Origin of the sequence: Gordonia sp. 852002-50816_SCH5313054-c (assembly GCF_001665925.1) — a bacterium.
Taxonomy (GTDB): Bacteria; Actinomycetota; Actinomycetes; order Mycobacteriales; family Mycobacteriaceae; genus Gordonia; species Gordonia jacobaea.
Genome location: NZ_LZTE01000041.1, coordinates 13,727 through 32,984, shown reverse-complemented (window position 1 = coordinate 32,984; position 19,258 = coordinate 13,727). Strand labels below are relative to the sequence as shown.

At 64.8% G+C, this 19,258-nt stretch carries 16 protein-coding genes and 2 pseudogenes; 13 read left to right on the top strand and 5 right to left on the bottom strand.

From position 1 onward, the window contains the following. The first annotated feature begins 162 nt into the window (after positions 1 to 162). Positions 163 to 819, top strand: coding sequence for a DUF1707 SHOCT-like domain-containing protein (locus A5788_RS10260; RefSeq protein ID WP_231894211.1), 657 nt, complete (start codon positions 163 to 165; stop codon positions 817 to 819). 101 nt (positions 820 to 920) lie between these two features. On the opposite strand, the gene A5788_RS10255 is transcribed toward A5788_RS10260, so the two are convergent. Next, entirely contained in the window at positions 921 to 1,583 is a 663-nt protein-coding gene (locus A5788_RS10255) for a TetR/AcrR family transcriptional regulator (protein WP_064863812.1), read from the bottom strand. A gap of 85 nt (positions 1,584 to 1,668) precedes the next feature. Between A5788_RS10255 and A5788_RS10250 the strand changes: the two genes are divergently transcribed. Next, positions 1,669 to 3,189, top strand: a complete 1,521-nt coding sequence (locus A5788_RS10250) for an MFS transporter (protein ID WP_064870020.1) — start codon at positions 1,669 to 1,671, stop codon at positions 3,187 to 3,189. Between the two features lie 92 nt (positions 3,190 to 3,281). Here A5788_RS10250 and A5788_RS10245 read toward each other — a convergent pair whose 3' ends face one another. Further along, the gene (locus A5788_RS10245; protein WP_064870019.1) at positions 3,282 to 4,220 is read right to left on the bottom strand and encodes an AEC family transporter; all 939 of its coding nucleotides are present in this window, start codon (positions 4,218 to 4,220) and stop codon (positions 3,282 to 3,284) included. Between the two features lie 193 nt (positions 4,221 to 4,413). Here A5788_RS10245 and A5788_RS10240 point away from each other — a divergent pair, with 193 nt between their 5' ends. The 3 genes from A5788_RS10240 (at position 4,414) to A5788_RS10230 (ending at position 6,642) form a co-directional block, all read left to right on the top strand. Further along, the gene (locus tag A5788_RS10240) at positions 4,414 to 5,349 is read left to right on the top strand and encodes a DUF4190 domain-containing protein (protein ID WP_064870018.1); all 936 of its coding nucleotides are present in this window, start codon (positions 4,414 to 4,416) and stop codon (positions 5,347 to 5,349) included. Between the two features lie 296 nt (positions 5,350 to 5,645). Continuing rightward, a complete protein-coding gene (gene rpmF / locus A5788_RS10235) occupies positions 5,646 to 5,819 on the top strand; it encodes a 50S ribosomal protein L32 (RefSeq protein ID WP_005174583.1) in 174 nt (57 codons plus the stop codon). A 184-nt stretch (positions 5,820 to 6,003) separates the two neighbouring features. Beyond that, entirely contained in the window at positions 6,004 to 6,642 is a 639-nt protein-coding gene (locus tag A5788_RS10230) for a trimeric intracellular cation channel family protein (protein WP_005207273.1), read from the top strand. A 38-nt stretch (positions 6,643 to 6,680) separates the two neighbouring features. On the opposite strand, the gene A5788_RS10225 is transcribed toward A5788_RS10230, so the two are convergent. Then, positions 6,681 to 7,451 (bottom strand): SDR family oxidoreductase, encoded by a 771-nt coding sequence (locus A5788_RS10225; protein ID WP_064870017.1) that lies wholly within the window; start codon positions 7,449 to 7,451, stop codon positions 6,681 to 6,683. 226 nt (positions 7,452 to 7,677) lie between these two features. Here A5788_RS10225 and A5788_RS10220 point away from each other — a divergent pair, with 226 nt between their 5' ends. Together A5788_RS10220 and A5788_RS10215 are read left to right on the top strand one after the other, a co-directional pair. After that, on the top strand, positions 7,678 to 8,622 hold the full coding sequence (locus tag A5788_RS10220) for an AurF N-oxygenase family protein (protein WP_064870016.1): 945 nt from the start codon (positions 7,678 to 7,680) through the stop codon (positions 8,620 to 8,622). Beyond that, positions 8,622 to 10,217 carry a 4Fe-4S binding protein gene (locus A5788_RS10215; protein ID WP_064870015.1) on the top strand — a complete coding sequence of 532 codons (1,596 nt, stop codon included), beginning with the start codon at positions 8,622 to 8,624 and terminating at the stop codon, positions 10,215 to 10,217. The genes A5788_RS10220 and A5788_RS10215 overlap by 1 nt, the downstream gene beginning before the upstream one ends. Before the next feature lie 27 nt (positions 10,218 to 10,244). Here the strand turns inward: A5788_RS10215 and A5788_RS10210 are convergent. After that, positions 10,245 to 10,700: pseudogene (locus A5788_RS10210) on the bottom strand (cation:dicarboxylate symporter family transporter); the annotation flags it as partial. A 44-nt stretch (positions 10,701 to 10,744) separates the two neighbouring features. On the opposite strand from A5788_RS10210, the gene A5788_RS10205 reads away from it, so the two are divergent. Then, positions 10,745 to 12,184, top strand: coding sequence for an IS30 family transposase (locus A5788_RS10205; RefSeq protein WP_082937986.1), 1,440 nt, complete (start codon positions 10,745 to 10,747; stop codon positions 12,182 to 12,184). Positions 12,185 to 12,191: 7 nt separating this feature from the next. Here the strand turns inward: A5788_RS10205 and A5788_RS10200 are convergent. Beyond that, positions 12,192 to 13,160 (bottom strand): annotated as a pseudogene (locus A5788_RS10200) (cation:dicarboxylate symporter family transporter); the annotation flags it as partial. Positions 13,161 to 13,334: 174 nt separating this feature from the next. Between A5788_RS10200 and A5788_RS10195 the strand changes: the two are divergent. The 5 genes from A5788_RS10195 to A5788_RS10175 all read left to right on the top strand — a co-directional run bounded on the left by A5788_RS10195 (position 13,335) and on the right by A5788_RS10175 (position 19,246). Further along, complete coding sequence (locus A5788_RS10195; RefSeq protein WP_005207267.1) at positions 13,335 to 14,021, top strand: response regulator transcription factor; 687 nt, start codon at positions 13,335 to 13,337, stop codon at positions 14,019 to 14,021. Next, positions 14,021 to 15,511, top strand: coding sequence for a sensor histidine kinase (locus A5788_RS10190; RefSeq protein ID WP_064870013.1), 1,491 nt, complete (start codon positions 14,021 to 14,023; stop codon positions 15,509 to 15,511). Before A5788_RS10195 ends, A5788_RS10190 begins: the two co-directional genes overlap by 1 nt. Before the next feature lie 173 nt (positions 15,512 to 15,684). Next, the gene (locus tag A5788_RS10185; RefSeq protein ID WP_064870012.1) at positions 15,685 to 17,088 is read left to right on the top strand and encodes a S1C family serine protease; all 1,404 of its coding nucleotides are present in this window, start codon (positions 15,685 to 15,687) and stop codon (positions 17,086 to 17,088) included. Positions 17,089 to 17,249: 161 nt separating this feature from the next. Beyond that, positions 17,250 to 17,906, top strand: coding sequence for a MogA/MoaB family molybdenum cofactor biosynthesis protein (locus A5788_RS10180; RefSeq protein WP_064870011.1), 657 nt, complete (start codon positions 17,250 to 17,252; stop codon positions 17,904 to 17,906). A gap of 695 nt (positions 17,907 to 18,601) precedes the next feature. Next, a complete protein-coding gene (locus A5788_RS10175) occupies positions 18,602 to 19,246 on the top strand; it encodes an MspA family porin (RefSeq protein WP_064870010.1) in 645 nt (214 codons plus the stop codon). Positions 19,247 to 19,258: the final 12 nt, after the last annotated feature.

Here is a 19,258-nt window from a genome sequence, read left to right as displayed (position 1 = left end):
GTCGACGGTATGAGCGTTCCCGCCGAACTGCCAGAGCCTGAACTGCCAGAACCCGATTCGACCGGGCATGACCCGGCAGCTCCTGAATCGACCGGGCCGGACCTGACCAAGCCCGAGCCGGGCAAGCCTGAGCCGGCCAAGACTGAGCCGGCCAAGTCCGACCTGACCAAGCTCGGTCCCGTCCAGCACGAGACCGCGGCTCCCGGCGGTACGCCCGCGCCCGATCACCGGCTCAGAGCGGCCGACGCCGACCGCGAACTCGTGCACCAGATCCTCTCCGCGGCGATGACCAGCGGCGCGCTGACGCCGAGCGAATACGAGGAGCGGGCGCTGAAGGCCTCTACCGCAAAGACTTTCGGCGATCTCGACGCATTGACCGACGACCTTCCCGTCGGGAAACTCGGTGTACCCCTGCCGCGACCCGGCGACCCGTACCCGACGGGCGTGACGCGTCCCGGCACGGGGTCGGGGCGTAAGCCGGTGCGTCATCGACTCGCGATCATGTCCGGCTCGGAGCTGAAAGGCCGTGCGGCGGTTGCTGATCAGCTCGAGGCGACCGCGATCATGGGCGGCGTCGAGATCGACCTGCGAGAGGTCGAGTTCACCGAACCGGTGCTGACTGTCCAGTGTGTGGCGATCATGGGTGGCGTCGACGTCATCGTGCCGCCGGATGTGACCCTCGAGGTCGGTGGTCTCGCCATCATGGGCGGATTCGAGAGCAAAGCCGAGGGGCCCGGGCGCCCCGGCGCTCCGACTGTCCACGTCACCGGATTCGCGTTGATGGGCGGAGTGGACGTCAAGCGCAAGGAGCGTCGTTGATCGCGGTGCTGTTGATCGTGCCCGCGCGGTGTCGCTGATCGCACCCGCGCGGTGCTGTTGGTCGCGCTCGCGCGGTGCTGTTGATCGCGCTCGCGGGGTCGTCAGTCGATGCGACCGTAGATCATCCGCAGGATGGCGACGGTGAGTGTGTCGAGAGCGTCGTCCGCGGGGACCGTGACCGCAGGAACCGTGCCCGCGGACGATGTCAGTTCGCTCAGGCCTGCGTCGCGCATCACGGCCACCAGGTTTGCCAGATTGGCGGCTGGCGGACCGTCGGGCGCCAGCCCCGCTGATCGATCGCGCTCGATCTTGGCGGCGAGTCGTTCGACGAATCGGGCGCGTGCTCGCGCGAGGAAGTCCTGTAGCGGCGCGTAACCGGAGGTGTATCCGGTCCGGGCTGCGCACGCCATGATCGATCCGTTCGTCTGCCAGATCGCGGCGACGGCGTCGAGTTGCTCGCGCAGGCCGTCGGGGTCGGGTCCGACGGCGTCGAACCAGTCGTGAGTGCTGGCGAAGTCGTCCCAGATCCGTTCCATGAGCGTCGTGAGGACGGCCTGCTTCGACGGAAAGTAGAAGTAGAAGCTCGTTCGTGAAATGCCTGCCGCAGAAGAGATGTCGTCGATGGTGACGTCGTCGATCGGATGGTCGGCGAGAAGTGAACGCATCGCGCTCAGAATCTGATCTTCACGCTCGTCGCCCTTGGTGCGAGCACCTCTACGGCGGGCCGGGTTGGCCTGCGAATCGTCGGGCGCCTTGGTCGTCATACCTCCATAGTAGGAAATCCGGACAATTTCGACTAGTCGTCGACAAAAATCGACGAAGCGTCGATTTTGTTCTAGATTGTCCCGTATGACACAAGCGGCAGCTCCGGAGCAGGCACCCTCGAAGGTGCGCTCGTCGACAGCACTGATCGTCGTTGCCGCGGCGGCGTCGGTGCTGTTGCTCTCGATGATTCAGACCCTCGCGGTGCCCGCGCTGCCGCAGATCGGTGAGCAGCTCGGCGTCTCGCTGACGACTGTCGGATGGGTGACCACGGCGACGATGCTGGCGGCGTCGGCATTCACTCCGCTGTTCGGGCGTCTCGGCGACGTCTACGGGCACAAGCGAGTGATCGTCGCGGTGCTGCTGATCACCTTGGTGGGCAGTCTCATTGCGGCGCTGGCGAATTCGATCGACTTGCTCATCGTCGGTCGCGTGTTGCAGGGTGCGAGCTTCGGACTCTTCCCGCTGGCGATCAGCGTGCTGCGGCAGGAGCTGCCCCGCGAACGTCTCACCGGGGCGATGGCGATCACGGCGTCGTCATTGGGAGTCGGTAGCGGGCTGGCGCTCGTGGCAACAGGCCTGCTGACACAGGGCGGCGCCGACTATCGACGCATCTTCTGGCTGTGTGTGGCGATGTCGGCCGTCGTTCTGGTGCTCGTGATCTTCGCGATTCCGTCTCGACCGGGAACGGGCGGTCGCGTCGACTACTTCGGTGCGCTGGTGCTCGCGGTCGGTCTGGTGTGCCTCCTGCTGCCGACGTCGCAGGGCCACACGTGGGGCTGGGGGTCGGCACGTGTGATCGGCCTCTACGTCGCCGCCGTCGTCGTGCTCGGCGGCTTCTGGATACTGCAGAGTCGACGCGGCGAGCCGCTGGTGTCCGTCGACCTGCTCAAGCAGCGAGCAGTTCTCGCCACGAACGTCGCGTCGCTGTGTGTCGGGTTCGCGATGTTCAGCGTGTTCCTCGGCGCAACGTACTTCGTGCAGACTCCGGATGCGTTGGCGGGCTACGGCTTCGGCGCCTCTGTCCTACGGACCAGTGTGGCGTTCATGCTTCCCGGCGCGATCGTGTCGATCCTCGTAGGCCCGGTCGCGGGCGGACTGGTCGGCCGTGTGGGTCCCCGCATCGTGCTGCTCGGTGCGAGCGTGATCGGCGTGGTCGGAATGTTGATGCTGACCTTCTTGCACGAGAACACCGGCGAGATGATCGCAGGCCTCATCGTTGCGAATGTGGCTGTGGCCGCGGCATATTCGGCTATGCCTGCGCTCCTGGTCGAAAATGTCGAGCCGCATGAGACCGGCATCGCCAATTCGATCAACTCCATCATGCGCACGGTCGGTGGCGCGATCGGCAGCGCGGTCATCATCACCGTGCTCGCTGCCGAGGTCGCGATTCACGTCGTGGGTGGCACCGCGGTCTCGCTTCCGACGGAGAACGCTTACCGCGCGGCGTTCCTGCTCGGCGCCGGAGCGTTCGCGCTCGCTGCCCTGCTCGCGGCCTTCGGGATTCCACGTCGAAGCCCGCACCACCTGACGGCGCATCAGCGTGAAGAAGAGATCGCGCTCGGCGCCGCGGGCGAGTTCGCGACCGGGTCCGTCGACGTCGACTGACGATCTGGCCCGAGTTGCGTGGGACACAGGGGTACAAAAATGCCCCCGAGCGTCCCACGCAACTGAGCGGAATTACGCCGCAACTCGGTCCCTCAGGCCAGCAACCACGCGATCACCGCGATGACGGGGATCGACACCAGGGTGGTGAGCAGTGCGGTGTCGCGCCCGAGTACCTGCCCCCGCCGATACCGCGTCGCGTAGACCAGCACGTTCTGGGCGGTCGGCAGCGCCGCGATCACGACCTGCGCGAACAACGTGTGTCCTGACTCGCCGAAGCCCCATCGCGCGATCACGTAGACCAACGCGGGCATGAACAGCATCTTGAGCACGGTCGCGAGTGCGACCTCGCGCCGCGGACTCTGCCCCTTCTTGAACAGCGGCACGCCTGTCAGCGACATTCCGAATGCCAGGAGCGCCGCGGGCACCGACGCACTGCCGAGCATTTTCATCGGTTCGAGGATCGCGGTGGGCGGATGCCACCCGATCAGCGAGACGACCACTCCGATCAGCCCGCCGATCACGATCGGGTTGATCAGGGGGAGTCGCAGGGTGTCGCGCAGCACCGACTTTCCCGCGGTGCGGTCCAACGCGGTGACGTCGAGGACGCCCAACGCCAGCGGCGAGTAGATCAGAATCTGAAACAGCAGCAACGGCGCGATGAACGAGGCGTCGTCGAGAACGAAGATCGCTATCGGTAGACCGAGATTGACGCTGTTGACGTACGACGACGAGAGCGCGCCGATGGTCAGTTCCGGTATCTCGCGACGTCGCAGTATGCCGCGGGCGAGCACGATGTAGAGCGTTCCGGTGGCAAACGCCGAGACTCCTGCGATGACGAGTGTCGACGAGAAGATGACCGAGAGGTCGGAGGTCACCAGCGACGAGAACAGCAGCGCCGGCGTGCAGACGAAAAACACCAGTCGCGACAGCACGTCATGGGCGTGTTCACCGAGGATCTGCGTCCGGCCCAGGGCGAATCCGATGGCCACCAGAATGAAGATGACGGTGAAACCTGAGACGACGCCTGACACTCGGATGAGTGTATGCAGCCGGGCTTGTGCGCTTTTCACTAAGCTGGCGGCAGCATTGGAGTGACCACGCCCTGCGGGGCGTGCCTGGTCCCTCTGACAGTACGGTCGGTGCGGCGATAACGCCGACGGCGATCCCAACGAGGGAACCCAAAGGGGCGAACCCAAAGGGGCGAACCCAGAGAGGTGAACGCAGATGTCCACTCCGTATGGAGGTTCGAGCGCATCGGATCCAGAGCGCCCAGACCAGAACTCGACCGGCTCCGACGGTTCCGGCTCACCCAGCGCCGACGCACCTGGGTCGACGCCGAGCGACGATGCCACCTCGCTGATCAAGCGGCCAAGCTCCGGCTCAGCTGGTTCGGGGGCCTCTGGTTCGGGGGCTTCGGGCTCGGGGGCCTCGGGTGCAACTCCGTCGACCGGCAGCGGATCACCTGAGCCTCCGACGACCAAGTTCGACCCCTCCGCCTACGGCCCGCCCTCGCAGGGAGAGTCGACGTACCAGCCGCCGCAGTACGGTTCGACGCCCGACTACGGCTCGGGCTCGCAGGCTCCGCAGTACGGCCAGACACCCGACTACGGCTCCGGCTCGCAGGCTCCGCAATACGGCCAGACACCCGACTACGGTCAGACACCCGGCTTGACCCCCGACTACGGCTCGACGCCTCAGTACGGCCAGTCCTCGGTGCAGCCCGACTACGGCACGCCGCAGGGTTTCGGTCAGCAGTCCGCCGAGCCGCCGTACGGTCAACCGCCCTACGGCCAGTCCTCGTACGGTCAGCCCGGCTATGGCCAGCAGGCGTACGGACAACCCGCTTACGGTCAGCCCGCTTACGGTCAGCCCGGCTATCCGGCGGGGCAGACGACGAACGGTATGGCGATCGCGTCGCTGATCGTGTCGATTGTCGGAACGCTGGCGTGCTGCTTCACCATCGTGGTCCCGGCGGTGGGCATCGTGCTGGGTTTCGTCGCGCGTAAACAGATCAGTGCCTCCAATGGAACCCAGAAGGGCGACGGGATGGCACTCGCGGGCATCATCGTCGGCGCGATCGGCGTGGTCATCGGGGTCATCTATTGGATTGCGTTCTTGAGCTCGGGCAACTGGGATCTGAGCGACAGCTCGACGTACTGACAGAGGCCGAACGCGCCCGACGTCGGCGCCATTCACTCCCGTCGTTTTGGAGGTTGACCGCGCGACCGGTAGTCTAGAGAGGTTGCGTGCTGCGCCCGAGGGTTGCGTGGCACGTCCACCACGCCGGTCGACGCTCCACTCTGTGGAGAACGGACGACCTGAGGGCACGGTCCGCGAGGGCCAGCGTTACGGGTCCGCGAGGGCCACATTGCAGGTCTGCGAGGACCGCAGTGATTGGTCCACGAGGACCACAGTGAGACACAGTCCGTAAGGACACAGTAGAGAAGGGCACAACCATGGCTGTACCGAAGCGCCGGATGTCGCGGGCCAACACCCGCAGCCGTCGTTCGCAGTGGAAAGCGGACAACCCCGCGCTGCAGGAGGTCAAGGTGAACGGTGTCGCTCAGCGCATCCCGCGTCGTCTGGTCAAGGCTGCGCGCGCTGGCATCATCGATCTCGACCGCCGCTGATCGCGACATAACCTCAGCGACTTAATCCAGCACAACTGCCGCAACGTCCCAGACGTTGCGGCAGTTGTGCTGTTCTGTGGAAGTACGCCTGGATGTGCACTCCTCCGGAACTACGCGGTGAAAGTCCTCCAGTGCGGAAGTACACCGTGAAAGCGCGGGTGGTCGCCGTGAAAGCGAGGTGCCGATGCTGCTTGCGATCTTGAACATCGCGGGTATCGGGGTGTTCGCTGCGTCGGGAGCGTTGGTCGGAATCCGAAAGGACTTCGACATCTGGGGGATCGCGACGGTTGCGGTGCTGACCGGAGTCGGCGGCGGCATTCTGCGCGATCTTCTGCTCGGCATCACCCCGCCCTCGGCGCTCGACAATTGGGTCCCCGTCACGACAGCACTGATCGCCGCGCTGGTGACCGTGATCTTTCATCCGTCGTTTGCGCTGCTGCGTCGGACCATCGTTGTCCTCGACGCGATCGGCATGGGATTGTTCGCCGCCACCGGCGCGAGTATCGCGATCGACCATCACGCGCACGCCTTCGCCGCAACCCTCATCGGGATGCTCGCGGCGATCGGCGGTGGCGTCCTGCGCGACGTGCTCGCCAACGAGATTCCGTTGCTCCTGCAACCAGCCGATCTCTACGCGGTGCCCGCAATCGTCGCTGCCGCGGTAGTCGCGATCGGCAGAACGTACTCCGACCTGCCGTCGCAGGTCTGGGTCATCGCAGGACTCATCGTCGGCGCACTGCTACGCCTGGTTGCGCTCGTCCTCGGTTGGCGGCTGCCGATGGCGCCACGCGGCGTCGGCTACAACCGGCGTCGTCGCGGGTGACGGGCGGCGATACACCTCTCACCGCCCGTCTCGGGTGACTACTGAGCGATGACCTTGTTCACCAGTCGGTTGAGCGAGTTGGGGATGAACTTTGCCGCGTTGCCCAGGAAGAGCGTCTGGGTGCCGACGGAGTAACTCGTGCGGTGCAGCCGCAGATCATTCTTGGTGGGATGGACCGACTCCCAGATCTTGTCGGCGACCTGCTCGGGGGTGATCCGCACGCCCAGCGTCTTGGTCGACTTGGCGCCGTTGGCCGCCAGCGCGGTCTTGGCCCACAGCGGCCAGATGCTCACGACGCGGATGCCGTCGGGTTCCCACTCGAGCTCGAGTGCCTCGGTGAGTCCCGCGACGTAGAACTTGCTGGCGCTGTAGGTGGCGATGCCCGGCTGCCCATAGATCGCCGACGCCGAGGCGATGTTCACCAGGTGCGAGCCCGGCGTCTTCTTGAGGTACTTGTGTGCGGCCTGAGCTCCCAGCGTCACGCCGAGGGCGTCGATGTCGATCTGGCGACGCACGGCGACGGGGGAGATGTCGGCGAGCTTGCCCTCGGTGAGCACGCCGGCGTTGTTGTCGAGGACGTCGAGGGTTCCGCCGGTGTGTGCTGTGAAGTCGGCGAGGGCGTCGTCCCACTCCTTGGGGTCGCGGACGTCGATCTTGCCGGTGATGAAATCGGGGTGGTTCGCCTTCACCTTGTCGAGCGCGTCGTTGTCGACGTCGTACACGCCGACGGTCCACCCCTCGCGTGCGAAACGCTCCGCCGTGGCCAGGCCGATACCCGCGGCTCCACCGGTGATGAAGATCGATGACATGAGGTTCCTGCCCTTCTGAACTGCGACGACGTTCCGCTTCCGTAACTTACTCGCCAGTATAGATGTCCGAGTTGTTTACTACGTCACACCTGGGTGCTATCTTGACAACAAGCGTTGATATGACATTAGTCGTTGATACAAAACTGAGGGTCAACACCTCACCGCTGTGCCACTGAAATTCAGGTCGCCGAGTTCCGCCGCAGGCGGAGATGGGAAGTCGAGCACCATGACTGCTGCAATGGACCGCACCGAACCCGCCGACGACGTCGTCGGCAACGTCGTGAGTCTTCGTGACGAGGGTGCCGACGCCGTGTCCGAGCGTCTCCTTGCTTCGGCGGCGCGGCTCTCGCGCAACGCCATGACGGAGATCGACTGGAGCCTTCCGATGGACCCGACCAAGTACGGGTGCAGCCCGGAGTGGTCGTCGCTCTACGGCACGGACTACTGGGACGAGATGACCGAGGAACAGCGGATCTCGGTGACCCGTCACGAGTTCGCGTCGATCATGAACATCGGCATCTGGTTCGAGATGATCCTGCAGGAGATGGTCATCCGCGACCAATACCTCGGTGCCTATCACAGCAATGAGTTCCAGTTCGCGCTCACCGAGATCGCCGACGAGTGCCGTCACTCGATCATGTTCGCCAAGGCGTCGGAGAAGATGGTCGGCACGTCGTACAAGCCGACCAAGTGGGTTGGCCGCGCGGGCAAGCTGTTCAAGCGGACCGCCAAGAACGAGGTCGCGTTCGCAGGCATCCTGGTCGCCGAAGAGGTGCTCGACGTCTTCCAGCGCGGCTGCATGCGAGACGAGCGGGTGCTTCCGTTCATCCGCACCGTCAACGAGATTCACGTTCTCGAAGAGTCGCGCCACATGAAGTTCGCGCGTGAAGAGGTTCGCGATTCGATGAAGGGTGTCGGCTGGTTCCGCCGTCAGTTCAGCGCGCTCTACGTCGCGCTCGGTGGCTACTTCATCGTGTCGAGTCTCGTGCAGCGTCAAGCCTTCGTCGACGCCGGGCTCGACGCCGATCGCGCTGTCGCAGAGATGAATACCAACTCGCACTTCCACTCGATGATCCGCGGTAGCTGTGCACACCTGATGGAGTTCCTCGACGAGGTCGGCTTGCTGACCAAGCCCGCCGCGTACTACTACCGGAAAGTGCACATGCTCTGATGTTCGTCATCACTCAGTCCTGCTGCAGCGACGCAGCATGTGTGTCCGTGTGTCCGGTCAACTGCATCCATCCGACGCCGGAGGAGCGCGGTTTCGGTACGTCCGACATCCTGCACATTGATCCGCAGGCTTGCATCGACTGTGGTGCGTGTGCGGACGCGTGCCCCGTCGACGCGATCTTCCCGGCCGAGAACCTCGGCACCAGGGACAAGGTCTTCATCGAGATCAACGCCGACTACTACAAGAACAACCCGGACGTGAAGTCGGGCTGGTCTGACGTTGTCTACCCGGAGATTCCGAAATTGCCTGCGGGACTTCGGGTTGCGCTGGTGGGCACCGGACCGTCGGGCGGCTACGCGCTGCGTACGCTGCTCGACCGCACCGAGGCGTCGGTCACCGTTATCGACAAGCTGCCGACACCCGGCGGACTGGTTCGTGCGGGCGTCGCCCCCGACCATCCCGGCACCAAGGGCGTCCTTCGCGGATTCGATCTGCTCTACCGCGACCCGCGCGTCACGATGGCGACCAATGTCGAGGTCGGCGAGTCGGAGGGTCAGATCACGCCCGCCGAACTCGCCGAGCACTTCGACGCCGTGTTCTACGCGGTCGGCGCGAGTGAGTCACGACGCCTTGGCATTTCGGGTGAGGACCTGCCTGGCTCGACGTCGGCGACCGAACTTGTCGCCTGGTACAACGCGGTGCCCGGTGCCGACGCGGCTCCGCCGATCCGTCGCTCGACCGACGCCGATCCGGCGAGCGGACGCGCCGTGATCGTCGGAACCGGAAATGTGGCCCTCGACGTCGCGCGAATCCTGGTGTCGCCACCGGAACTATTGGCCACCACCGACATTGCCGACCGTGCTCTGGGGATCCTGGAAGAGCAGAACGTCCACGAGGTTGTCCTGCTCGGTCGTCGAGATCAGGCCCACGCGGCTTACACGTCTGCCGAATACCGTGCGCTGTCGACGATTCCGGGTGTCGAGGTGCTCGTCGTCGACGACGCCGACGGTGCCGGAGTTCCCGACCTCACCGGGCCTGCGGACCCCGACCACCGACGAATCGTGTTCCTGTTCCACAGCACTCCCGACGAGATCCTCGGCGACGAGCGCGTGGAAGGCGTCACCGTCACTACCGGTGGGCAGACGCATCGGATCGACGCCGACCTCGCGGTGCGCAGCATCGGATACCGCTCGGTTCCCATCGCGGGACTTCCCTTCGACGACGCTCGCGGACTGTTCCCCAACGTCGATGGACGGATGCTCGACGACTCGGGCGAGATCATTTCCGGTTCCTACGTGCTCGGCTGGGCCAAGCGCGGTCCGAGTGGCGGCATCGGGGCAAACAAGAAATGCGCCCAGCTGACTGTCGAGGACTTCATCCGCGACGCGGTCGACGGCAAACTGATTCGCACCACGCGTCAGCCCGGCGAGTTCACCTCTTTGCTGCGCAAGCGAACTCGACACGTCATCGGCTATCGCGGTATGCGCGCGATCGACCGGATCGAACGTCGACGCGGCTCCGAACAGGGCCGTCCGCGGGTGAAGTTCACCCGCGTCGGCGACATGGTCGGCGCTGCCGGCTGGCGTAAGCGGTAGCAGCCCAGGGCATTCGACCTGCCCCGCCTAGTCCTGCTTGGCCTCGGATTCGACGGTGTGCAGGCCGAGTCCCTCCTCCTCGGGGAGTAGTTGCTTCTCGCCGGTGAGCGGGTTGGATTCCTCGAGCGGGGGAACCGGCTGGCCGTCGAGCACGAGTGTCATTCTCTCCTTGTCGAGTTCGCCCTCCCACGCGGCCACGACGAAGGTGGCGACGCAGTTGCCGATCAGGTTCACCGACACCCGCATCGAGTCCATGATGCGGTCGGCGCCGAGCAGAAGGGCAACGGCCGCAACGGGAATCGATCCGTGACCGATGGCCGAGATCGTTGCCGACAATGCCAGAAACGACGAACCCGGTACTCCCGCCATGCCTTTCGACGTCAGCATCAGCACCAGCACTGCGGTCAACTGCTCGCCGAGGCTGAGGTGCACGCCCATCGCCTGTGAGAGGAACAGCACACAGATCGAGAGATACAGGGCGGAATCAACTGGTCGTCGCAACACCTCGATCATGGAGGTGTTCCACGATGGCAACGGTGGACTGGAGCAGGAAGACCGGCGATGCGCCCGAAGGTGTGCGTCGGCAGTGGCGTGCGGATCGGGCATTGCGCCCGCCGATGCGTTCGCCTGGTCGGCCCGAGCCTTCGCGTGTGGTGCAGCGTCAGTTCTGGTTGTTGATCGCCACGGGTATCACCTCCGCCGAGGCTGCGGTGAGGGTGGGCGTGTCCGTGCCGGTCGGTTCTCGCTGGTTTCGTCACGCTGGCGGCATGCCACCGATCTGTTTGGTCGAGCCCACGGGCCGTTATCTGTCTTTCGAGGAACGCGAGGAGATCGCGATCCTGCGCGCCCGAGGCAAGGGCGTGCGCGAGATCGCGCGCGCGATCGGGCGTGACCCGGGGACGATCTCACGCGAACTTCGCCGCAACGCCGCCACTCGTAGCGGGAAGCAGGAGTACCGCGCGGGGGTGGCGCAGTGGAAGGCTCAGCAGGCAGCCAAGCGCCCCAAGAGTGCGAAGCTGGTCCAGGACGAGCGGTTGCGGCAGTACGTCCAAGAGCGGCTCGCGGGCAGCGTTCGAGGGCCTGACGGCATGATCGTCGATGGTCCGACACCGCCTGCGTGGAAGGGCCTGAACAAGCCGCACCGGGCCGATCGTCGGTGGTCGACGGCGTGGAGCCCGCAGCAGATCAGCCAGCGGCTGAAGGTCGATTTCCCCGATGATGAGTCCATGCGCATCAGCCACGAGGCGATCTACCAGTCGCTGTTCATCCAGGGCCGCGGCGCGCTCCAGCGTGAGCTGGTCGCCTGCCTGCGCACCGGCCGGGCTCTGCGTCGTCCGCGGGAGCGGTCCCGGAACAAGGCGCACGGGCACGTCACCGCTGATGTCGTCCTGGCCGAGCGCCCGGCCCAGGCCGATGACCGTGCCGTACCCGGTCACTGGGAAGGTGACCTGATCATCGGCACCGGCAGGTCGGCGATCGGCACCCTCGTCGAACGCAGCAGCAGGAGCACCGTGTTGGTGCACCTGCCGCGACAGGAAGGCTGGGGCCACAAGCCGTACGTGAAGAACGGGCCATCCCTGGGCGGCTACGGGGCCGAGGCGATGAACGCCGCACTGACCGCGTCGATGACCACGATGCCCGAGCAGCTGCGCAAGACCATCACCTGGGACCGCGGCAAAGAACTGTCCGGCCACGCAACGTTCGCGCTGGCCACCGGCACCAAGGTGTACTTCGCCGACCCGCACTCGCCCTGGCAACGGCCGACCAACGAGAACACCAACGGGCTACTGCGGCAGTACTTCCCCAAGGGCACTGACCTGTCCCGCTGGTCGGCTAAGGACCTTGAGGCCGTCGCATACACCCTGAACAACAGGCCCCGCAAAGTCCTCGGATGGCGCACCCCCGCCGAGGTCTTCGACGAGCAACTACGCTCCCTTGAACAACCCGGTGTTGCAACGACCGGTTGAACCTGCCCAGGGTCGCGCCGTCGAGGTTGAACGAATAGCCGGTCGGGACAACGAGTCCCGTGACAGATCGCGAACATCCCGCGTACGTCAGCTTGGTCATGATGCGTGGCAGCACCACTTCCGTCGACGCGGTGCCGAGTGCGACGAACAGCTCGTCCTTGATGTAGACGATGAACTTCCACAGGTTGACGCCTGCGAAGACCCGGACGATCACCCCGAGAACCAGGATGAACAGCACTGCCGCGAGGTAGCAGCATGCGATGAGTTTGCCGTAGCTGCCCAGCGACGAGATGCCGTATTGGCCGATGATGTACGCCATCGCGCCGAACGCTCCGAGCGGAGCCAGCTTCATGATCCAGCCGATCATGGTGAAGAAGACGTGGCTGGACTGGTCGACAAACCCGAGCACAATGGGTGCCTTCGCGCCGACCTTGGCGAGTGCGAGTCCGAAGAGGACCGCGAAGAAGAGCACCTGCAGTAGCTCGTTCTCGGCGAAGGCCGAGATCGCCGACGTCGGGATGATGTTCATCAAGAATTCGATGGTGTGGGGGAGTTCGCCGTCGCTGGTCTTCTTCGCGACGGCTTCGGCTCCGGTCGCAAGGGTTTCGGGATTCACGTTGAAACCGGCGCCGGGTTTGACGATGTTGCCGATCACGAGCCCGAAGATCAGGGCGAACGTGGTGACGACCTCGAAGTAGATAAGTGCCTTGATCCCGATCCGTCCGACGGCCTTCATATCGCCGACGTGGGCGATGCCGAGCACGACCGTGCAGAAGATGATCGGTGCGATCAGCATCTTGATCAGCTTGATGAAACCGTCTGCCAGCGGTTTGAGAGCAGAGCCGAAGTCCGGCCAGACCGCGCCGACGACGATGCCCGCGACGATCGCCACCAGCAACCAGGTGAACATCGATCGGTACCACGGTGTTTTCGACGACTCGACCGGACCTTCCGAGAGAGCGATGTCTGTTGTCATCGCGCAAGTGTCCGACGCCTCGGGTGCGACTCCGTGAACGAGCTGTTGCGCACAGGTAACAACCCATCCGCGTGCCCGACGTCGTACGTCTACGGCCCGCCAGGCGTCACGAAGTTAGGGGTAATCCGCGAGTTGCTCAGCGGGTTCTCAGTCGAAGTGGATAAGACTATCTACATGCGCATTCTTGTTGTCGACGACGACCGGGCGGTCCGCGAGTCGCTGCGCCGCTCGCTGACGTTCAACGGATACACCGTCGACACGGCGGGTGATGGCATCGAAGCGCTGGAGAAGATCGTGGCCGAACGGCCCGATGTGGCGATTCTCGATGTGATGATGCCCCGGCTCGATGGTCTCGAAGTGTGTCGTCGACTCCGGTCGACCGGCGACGACCTGCCGATCTTGGTGCTTACCGCCCGCGACACCGTCTCCGAGCGGGTGTCCGGCCTCGATGCGGGCGCCGACGACTACCTGCCCAAGCCATTTGCCCTCGAGGAATTGCTCGCGCGGCTGCGCGCACTCCTGCGCCGCGCGGCACCCGAGGAAGACGCCGACTCCGAGGCGCTCACCTTCGCCGACCTCTCGCTCGACCCGGTGACGCGCGACGTGTCACGCGGCGAACGCCAGATCAGTCTCACCCGCACGGAGTTCGCGCTCCTGGAGATGCTGATGGCCAATCCGCGCCGAGTGCTCTCCCGCAGCCGCATCCTCGAGGAAGTGTGGGGATACGACTTCCCGACCTCGGGCAACGCGCTCGAGGTCTACGTCGGATACCTGCGTCGCAAGACCGAAGCCGACGGCGAGTCGCGGCTGATCCACACCGTGCGCGGCGTCGGCTACGTGCTACGTGAGACGCCGCCGTAGTGCCGTCTGTGCTTCGACTCCGCCTCGCACGGCTGTGGTTGCGGGTGCGTCCGAAGGGCAAGTCAGGCGAGATGCGCGACCCGATGCCCTTGACCCGGTTGGTCTCGCTGCGTCTACGCGTCACGCTGTTGTCGGCGACGGTCGTTCTGGTCTCGGTGAGTTTGATGGCCGCTGCCGCGTATTTCGTGGTGTATCGCGCGATGTACAACGAGGTCGACAACCAACTCGAGTCCCGCGCCGACGGCATGACCGCGCTCGCGAAGATGGGGACACTCAACGACAGGCCCGAGTCGCTGGTGGCGGGAACGGTGTTCTCCACCAACATCTCTCTCGCGCTGGTGAAACCGAGCGGCCAGACCTACCTCGTCGGTTCGGTGCCGTTCGAGGACGTGGAACGCAAAGTCGCGCGCTCGCCGTCGAATCCGGGAAACAACCTGCAGAGTCTGCGAACGGTCAACAATCAGCGGGTACTCGCGCGCAAGCTCGACGACGGCAACACCCTCATCCTCGCGCAGAGTCTGCTGCACACCGACCGCGTCCTCAAACGACTGGCATGGGTGCTCTTCGTCGTCGGTTGCGGTGGTGTCGCGCTCGCGGCGGTTGCCGGCACGACCGTCGCGCGCGCGGGTCTTCGACCGGTGGCCCGCCTCACTCGCGCTACCGAACGGGTCGCCCGCACGCAGGATCTCACCCCGATTCCGGTCGCGGGAAACGACGAACTGGCCCGTCTCACCGAGAGTTTCAACACCATGCTGCACGCGCTGGCACAGTCGCGTGACCAGCAGGCGCGACTCGTTGCCGACGCGGGCCACGAATTGCGTACTCCGCTCACGTCATTGCGCACGAATCTCGAATTGCTCATGGCCGCAAGCGAACCCGGCGCGCCCGCGGTGCCCGCGGCCGACATGATCGAACTCCGCTCCGACATCGTGGCGCAGATCGAGGAATTGTCCACTCTGGTGGGCGATCTCGTCGACCTCGCGCGCGAGGACACCCCCGAGGTGGTCTTCGAGGAGGTCGACCTCGATGAACTCGTCGAGACAGCGCTCGAGCGAGTACGTCGACGCCGCGTCGACGTCGAATTCGAGGTGCATCTCGAGCCGTGGTTCGTATTCGGTGAGCAGCACGGGCTCTCGCGTGCGGTGGTCAACGTTCTCGACAATGCAGCCAAGTGGAGTCCGCGTGGGCGTTCGGTGCTCGTGACGCTGCGACAGCTCGACACCGGCACGGCCGAATTCTCCGTCTCCGACGCGGGCCCTGGTATCCCACCGGAGGATCGGGAGTTGGTGTTCGAACGCTTCTATCGGTCGACGCAGTCGCGGTCGATGCCCGGTTCGGGGCTCGGCCTCGCGATCGTGCGGCAGGTCGTCGACCGGATGGGCGGGACCGTCCGGGCCGACCAGTCGAGCCTCGGTGGCGCGATGATCACGATGACGCTGCCCGGACGACCGACGCCCGTGGAACCTTCACCGAAGGTGATTCGTCAATAGTTTCGGGAGACGACGCATCCGGCCTATCGCTTACCTACGCGAGCAGACGGTCCCATAGTGTTGAGCCACAAGTGAGCGCCGGACCAGAAGGGCGGTCCGGCGTCGAAGATCGGTCGATTGGTCCGCCGTCTGCCAGGGCGCGGTCTGAACAAGGCGAGGAAAGAAGCACGACGATGACAGGTGGAGGCCCGCACGGGGGGAATCCGTACGAAAACGACCCGCAGACCGGTGGATTTCCCGCGTACGGCTCGGGTCACGGCGATTCGCAGCAGAGTCCGGGCGGCCAGCAGGGTTACGGCGCACCACCGACGCAGCAGTACTACGGACCGCCAGCCGGTCAGCAGCCCAACCAAGCGTGGGGTGCATCAGGTTCGACGACGCCGACCGACCACTCGTTCAGCGGTTTCCAGCCCGAGTCTCCGACGGGATTCGACTCGTCGGATCCGGGTCGCTCAACGTCGTCGAAGAAGTCGCGCGGAGGACTCATCGCAGCCCTCGTCGGTGGCGCACTGGTGATCGGTTTGGTCGCAGGCGGAATCGGCGGCGTCGTCGGAGCAAAGGTCTCCGACGACGATTCGACGTCGAGCAGTTCGGCGCCGCTCGGCGGCGATCCGAACACCAACAGTCAGAACGTGGCTGCCGCGCCCGCGGGGTCGGTGCAGGAGGTCGCCGCCAAGACGCTCCCGTCCGTGGTGTCGATCGACGTGGTCAGCGAGACCGAGGCGGGCGAGGGATCGGGCGTCATCCTCTCCGACGACGGATACATCATGACCAATAACCACGTTGTCGCCGGCTCATCCGGAAGCGGGAGACCGTCGGCGATCCAGGTCAACTTCCAAGACGGCACGCGCGCATCGGCGAAGCTGATCGGCGCCGACTCGATCTCCGACATCGCGGTGATCAAGGTCGAGAAGAACAACCTCCCGCCGATCAACGTCGGAACGTCGAAGAACCTGGCCGTCGGGCAGTCGGTCATCGCGATCGGTGCGCCCCTCGGACTTCAGGGCACCGTCACCACAGGCATCATCAGCGCGTTGAACCGTCCCGTATCCACGTCGCGCGACGGTGGAACGACGTCGGTCATCGACGCCATCCAGACCGACGCCGCGATCAATCCGGGTAACTCGGGTGGCGCTCTGGTCAACGCCAGGGGCGCCTTGATCGGCATCAACACCGCGATCGCATCGCTCGGTGCATCCGAACAGCAGCAGAGCGGCAGTATCGGCCTCGGCTTCGCGATCCCGATCGACCAGGCCGTCCGCGTCGCCAACGAACTCCGTAACAACGGCGGCAAGGCGACACATGCCAGCCTCGGGGTGTCGGTGCGGCCGAACAGTCCCGCGAGCACACCCGGTGCTGTGATCTCCGACGTCACGGCCGGTGGGCCTGCCGCGCAGGCGGGTATCGCCAAGAACGCGATCGTCACCAAACTCGACGACCGGAACATCGCGTCGGGCGATGCGTTGGTCGCCGCGGTGCGCTCGCACGCACCCGGCGAGAAGGTGACGGTCACCTACGTGGCGGATGGGCAGACCCGCACAGCGTCGGTGACGCTGGGAACGCTCACCACCAATTGACCGGTGCCGTCGCTCGATCACTCGAGCATCTGCCGGCCACCAAGTGATGTGTCACCGACTCATATGCCACAAAGTGATATGCCACCGACTGATCATCGAGGCCCCCGATCTGAGACCATGAGCAAGGGGCGAGAACAGGCGAGAACGAGAAAGAGGCGAGCATGATCGAATCAAGCCGCAGTCCGCAAGGCTCAACCCTCACCGACGACGATGCGTCGAGCGTGATCGATCCGATCGCGTTGGAGGCTTCCGAGGTCGATCCCGCCGACGTGGTTGCCGCAGACGCTGCGGCCCGCGAGTTTGTTGCCCGCCACACCAGCGAGGCGGCCGGGACCGCGGGCGACGAGATCGGTAGAGCGCTGGTGGTTGTCGTCGACGACCAGATCGCGCACGGCGAGGTCGCCGACTCACTCGGCCCGCTGGTCGGTGAGCTGCTTAACGAGGCAGGCTTTCACGTCGACGCGACGCTCGCAGTGTCCGGCGACGAGATCGAGATCCGCAATGCGCTCAACACCGCGGTCATCGGGGGCGTCGACCTGGTGGTTTCGGTCGGTGGCGTCGGAGTCGGTGCTCGCGATGTGGCTCCCGAGGCCACCGAGCCGCTGCTCGACCGCCGACTTCGCGGCATCGAAGAAGCAGTCCGAAGCTCCGGTCTCGCTGCGGGAGCCACCGACGGCGGGCTGTCGCGGGGGCTCGCGGGCATCTCGGGGCAGACGCTCGTGGTCAACATCGCCGAGTCGCGCGCAGCCGTTCGCGACGGAATGGCTACTGTGGCGCCACTCGCCAAGCACGTAATCGAGTCGATCAGCGAGTTCTGAGTCGAGCGAATCGAATGGTGCGCAAATATCAGGAAATGCGCACGTGTGCATGACTTCGGTTCACTTTGTGTTCACGGAAATTTCTGCAGCATGCGGTTTAGGTTCTGAGACGGAATAGTCGATATGTCGCAAGAAGGCTCGAATCGCGAGACGCAGGCCGGTTCACGACGGAAATCGAGGCATCGTCGCAGGATTGACGATGTCTTCGGCGACGATCTCCCTGAGACCACGTCAGACGAGAGTGACGAAGGTCCCATAGGTGATTCTCAGGAGTGGTACCGCGCCCAGCGGCCGCCGCACTATGAGTGAAATGCCGCTTCTGGCACGTCGGACGCAGGGTGTTTTCCTTTTGTTAACACTCTTGCTGACACTGACGTGAAGTCAGCCTGTGAAATCTTGTAAGAGAATGTTGAGATCGTCCTGAGCGTTGCTGTTGCCCGTTTTGATATCGCTCGGATAACGTTCGCTGCGACAACACTCGGTCCCTGCGGGAGGCCGGGGCCGTGGTCCTGCAGTCCGATCAACGTCGGCCAGCAGCAGTGGAACGAGGGGGCAGGGAGTTTAACGCCTCGGTGAGCACGACGAAACAGCGTGTTAACCGGAGCGGACGATGATTCCCGCGAGCCGCCAAGGTCAACCCGAGGGAACGAGTTCGTCTCCCTCGGATAACAGCCGAATCCTGTGAGAGGGAACGAATGAGCAAGTTCAGCAAGCTTGGGCGCCGCGGAGCTGCTGCGGTCGCCGTCGCCGCTGCCGCGGTGATTGGCGCAACCAGCATGGGGGCGGGACACGCGGAGGCCGCAAAGCTGGCCGATGGTTACAAGAAGGCCGTCGCGGGCGACGGTACGACTGTTGAGACCTGGCGCAAGGGCGAGTACTTCACGCGAGTCGGAACTGTGGCCAACAACCCGCTGTCGCGGGGATTGGCGATTTCCGGCACCTACACCACGAAGACCGCTGCTGGTGTCGGTGGCCAGGTCAATGTCGGCTACATCATCGGTTGCCAGGTCGACATCTCCGGTATCAGCCTGGATCTTGGCGGCACCTTCGACATCGTTGGTGGCGGACTGACCGGCAGCGGCAGCGTTACCCTGCCGATCAAGCCGGGTCAGATTGCGAACTACGGACTCTCCAGCATGAGCATCTCGGACAAGGGTGTCGCATCGCTGCAGGTTTCGGACCTCCAGGTCATTCTCGACAAGTGCGGCGGCTACGCGTCGGCACGCTCGTACGTCTCCGTTTACGCGGCCAAGGGATTCGATGCCAAGGGCGGCACGCTGAACGTCGACGGACCTCTGGTGAAGTCCACTCTGTACGGCCAGCCTTTCAACGTCAGTTAAGCCGCAGCAGGT

Coding starts and splice junctions, on each gene's coding strand:
- A5788_RS10230 (WP_005207273.1), top strand. CDS start 6,004: ATGCTGCTTGCGATCTTGAACATCGCGGGTATCGGGGTGTTCGCTGCG.
- rpmF (WP_005174583.1), top strand. CDS start 5,646: ATGGCTGTACCGAAGCGCCGGATGTCGCGGGCCAACACCCGCAGCCGT.
- A5788_RS10220 (WP_064870016.1), top strand. CDS start 7,678: ATGACTGCTGCAATGGACCGCACCGAACCCGCCGACGACGTCGTCGGC.
- A5788_RS10205 (WP_082937986.1), top strand. CDS start 10,745: ATGGCAACGGTGGACTGGAGCAGGAAGACCGGCGATGCGCCCGAAGGT.
- A5788_RS10180 (WP_064870011.1), top strand. CDS start 17,250: ATGATCGAATCAAGCCGCAGTCCGCAAGGCTCAACCCTCACCGACGAC.
- A5788_RS10215 (WP_064870015.1), top strand. CDS start 8,622: ATGTTCGTCATCACTCAGTCCTGCTGCAGCGACGCAGCATGTGTGTCC.
- A5788_RS10240 (WP_064870018.1), top strand. CDS start 4,414: ATGTCCACTCCGTATGGAGGTTCGAGCGCATCGGATCCAGAGCGCCCA.
- A5788_RS10250 (WP_064870020.1), top strand. CDS start 1,669: ATGACACAAGCGGCAGCTCCGGAGCAGGCACCCTCGAAGGTGCGCTCG.
- A5788_RS10225 (WP_064870017.1), bottom strand. CDS start 7,451: ATGTCATCGATCTTCATCACCGGTGGAGCCGCGGGTATCGGCCTGGCC.
- A5788_RS10175 (WP_064870010.1), top strand. CDS start 18,602: ATGAGCAAGTTCAGCAAGCTTGGGCGCCGCGGAGCTGCTGCGGTCGCC.
- A5788_RS10185 (WP_064870012.1), top strand. CDS start 15,685: ATGACAGGTGGAGGCCCGCACGGGGGGAATCCGTACGAAAACGACCCG.
- A5788_RS10255 (WP_064863812.1), bottom strand. CDS start 1,583: ATGACGACCAAGGCGCCCGACGATTCGCAGGCCAACCCGGCCCGCCGT.
- A5788_RS10195 (WP_005207267.1), top strand. CDS start 13,335: ATGCGCATTCTTGTTGTCGACGACGACCGGGCGGTCCGCGAGTCGCTG.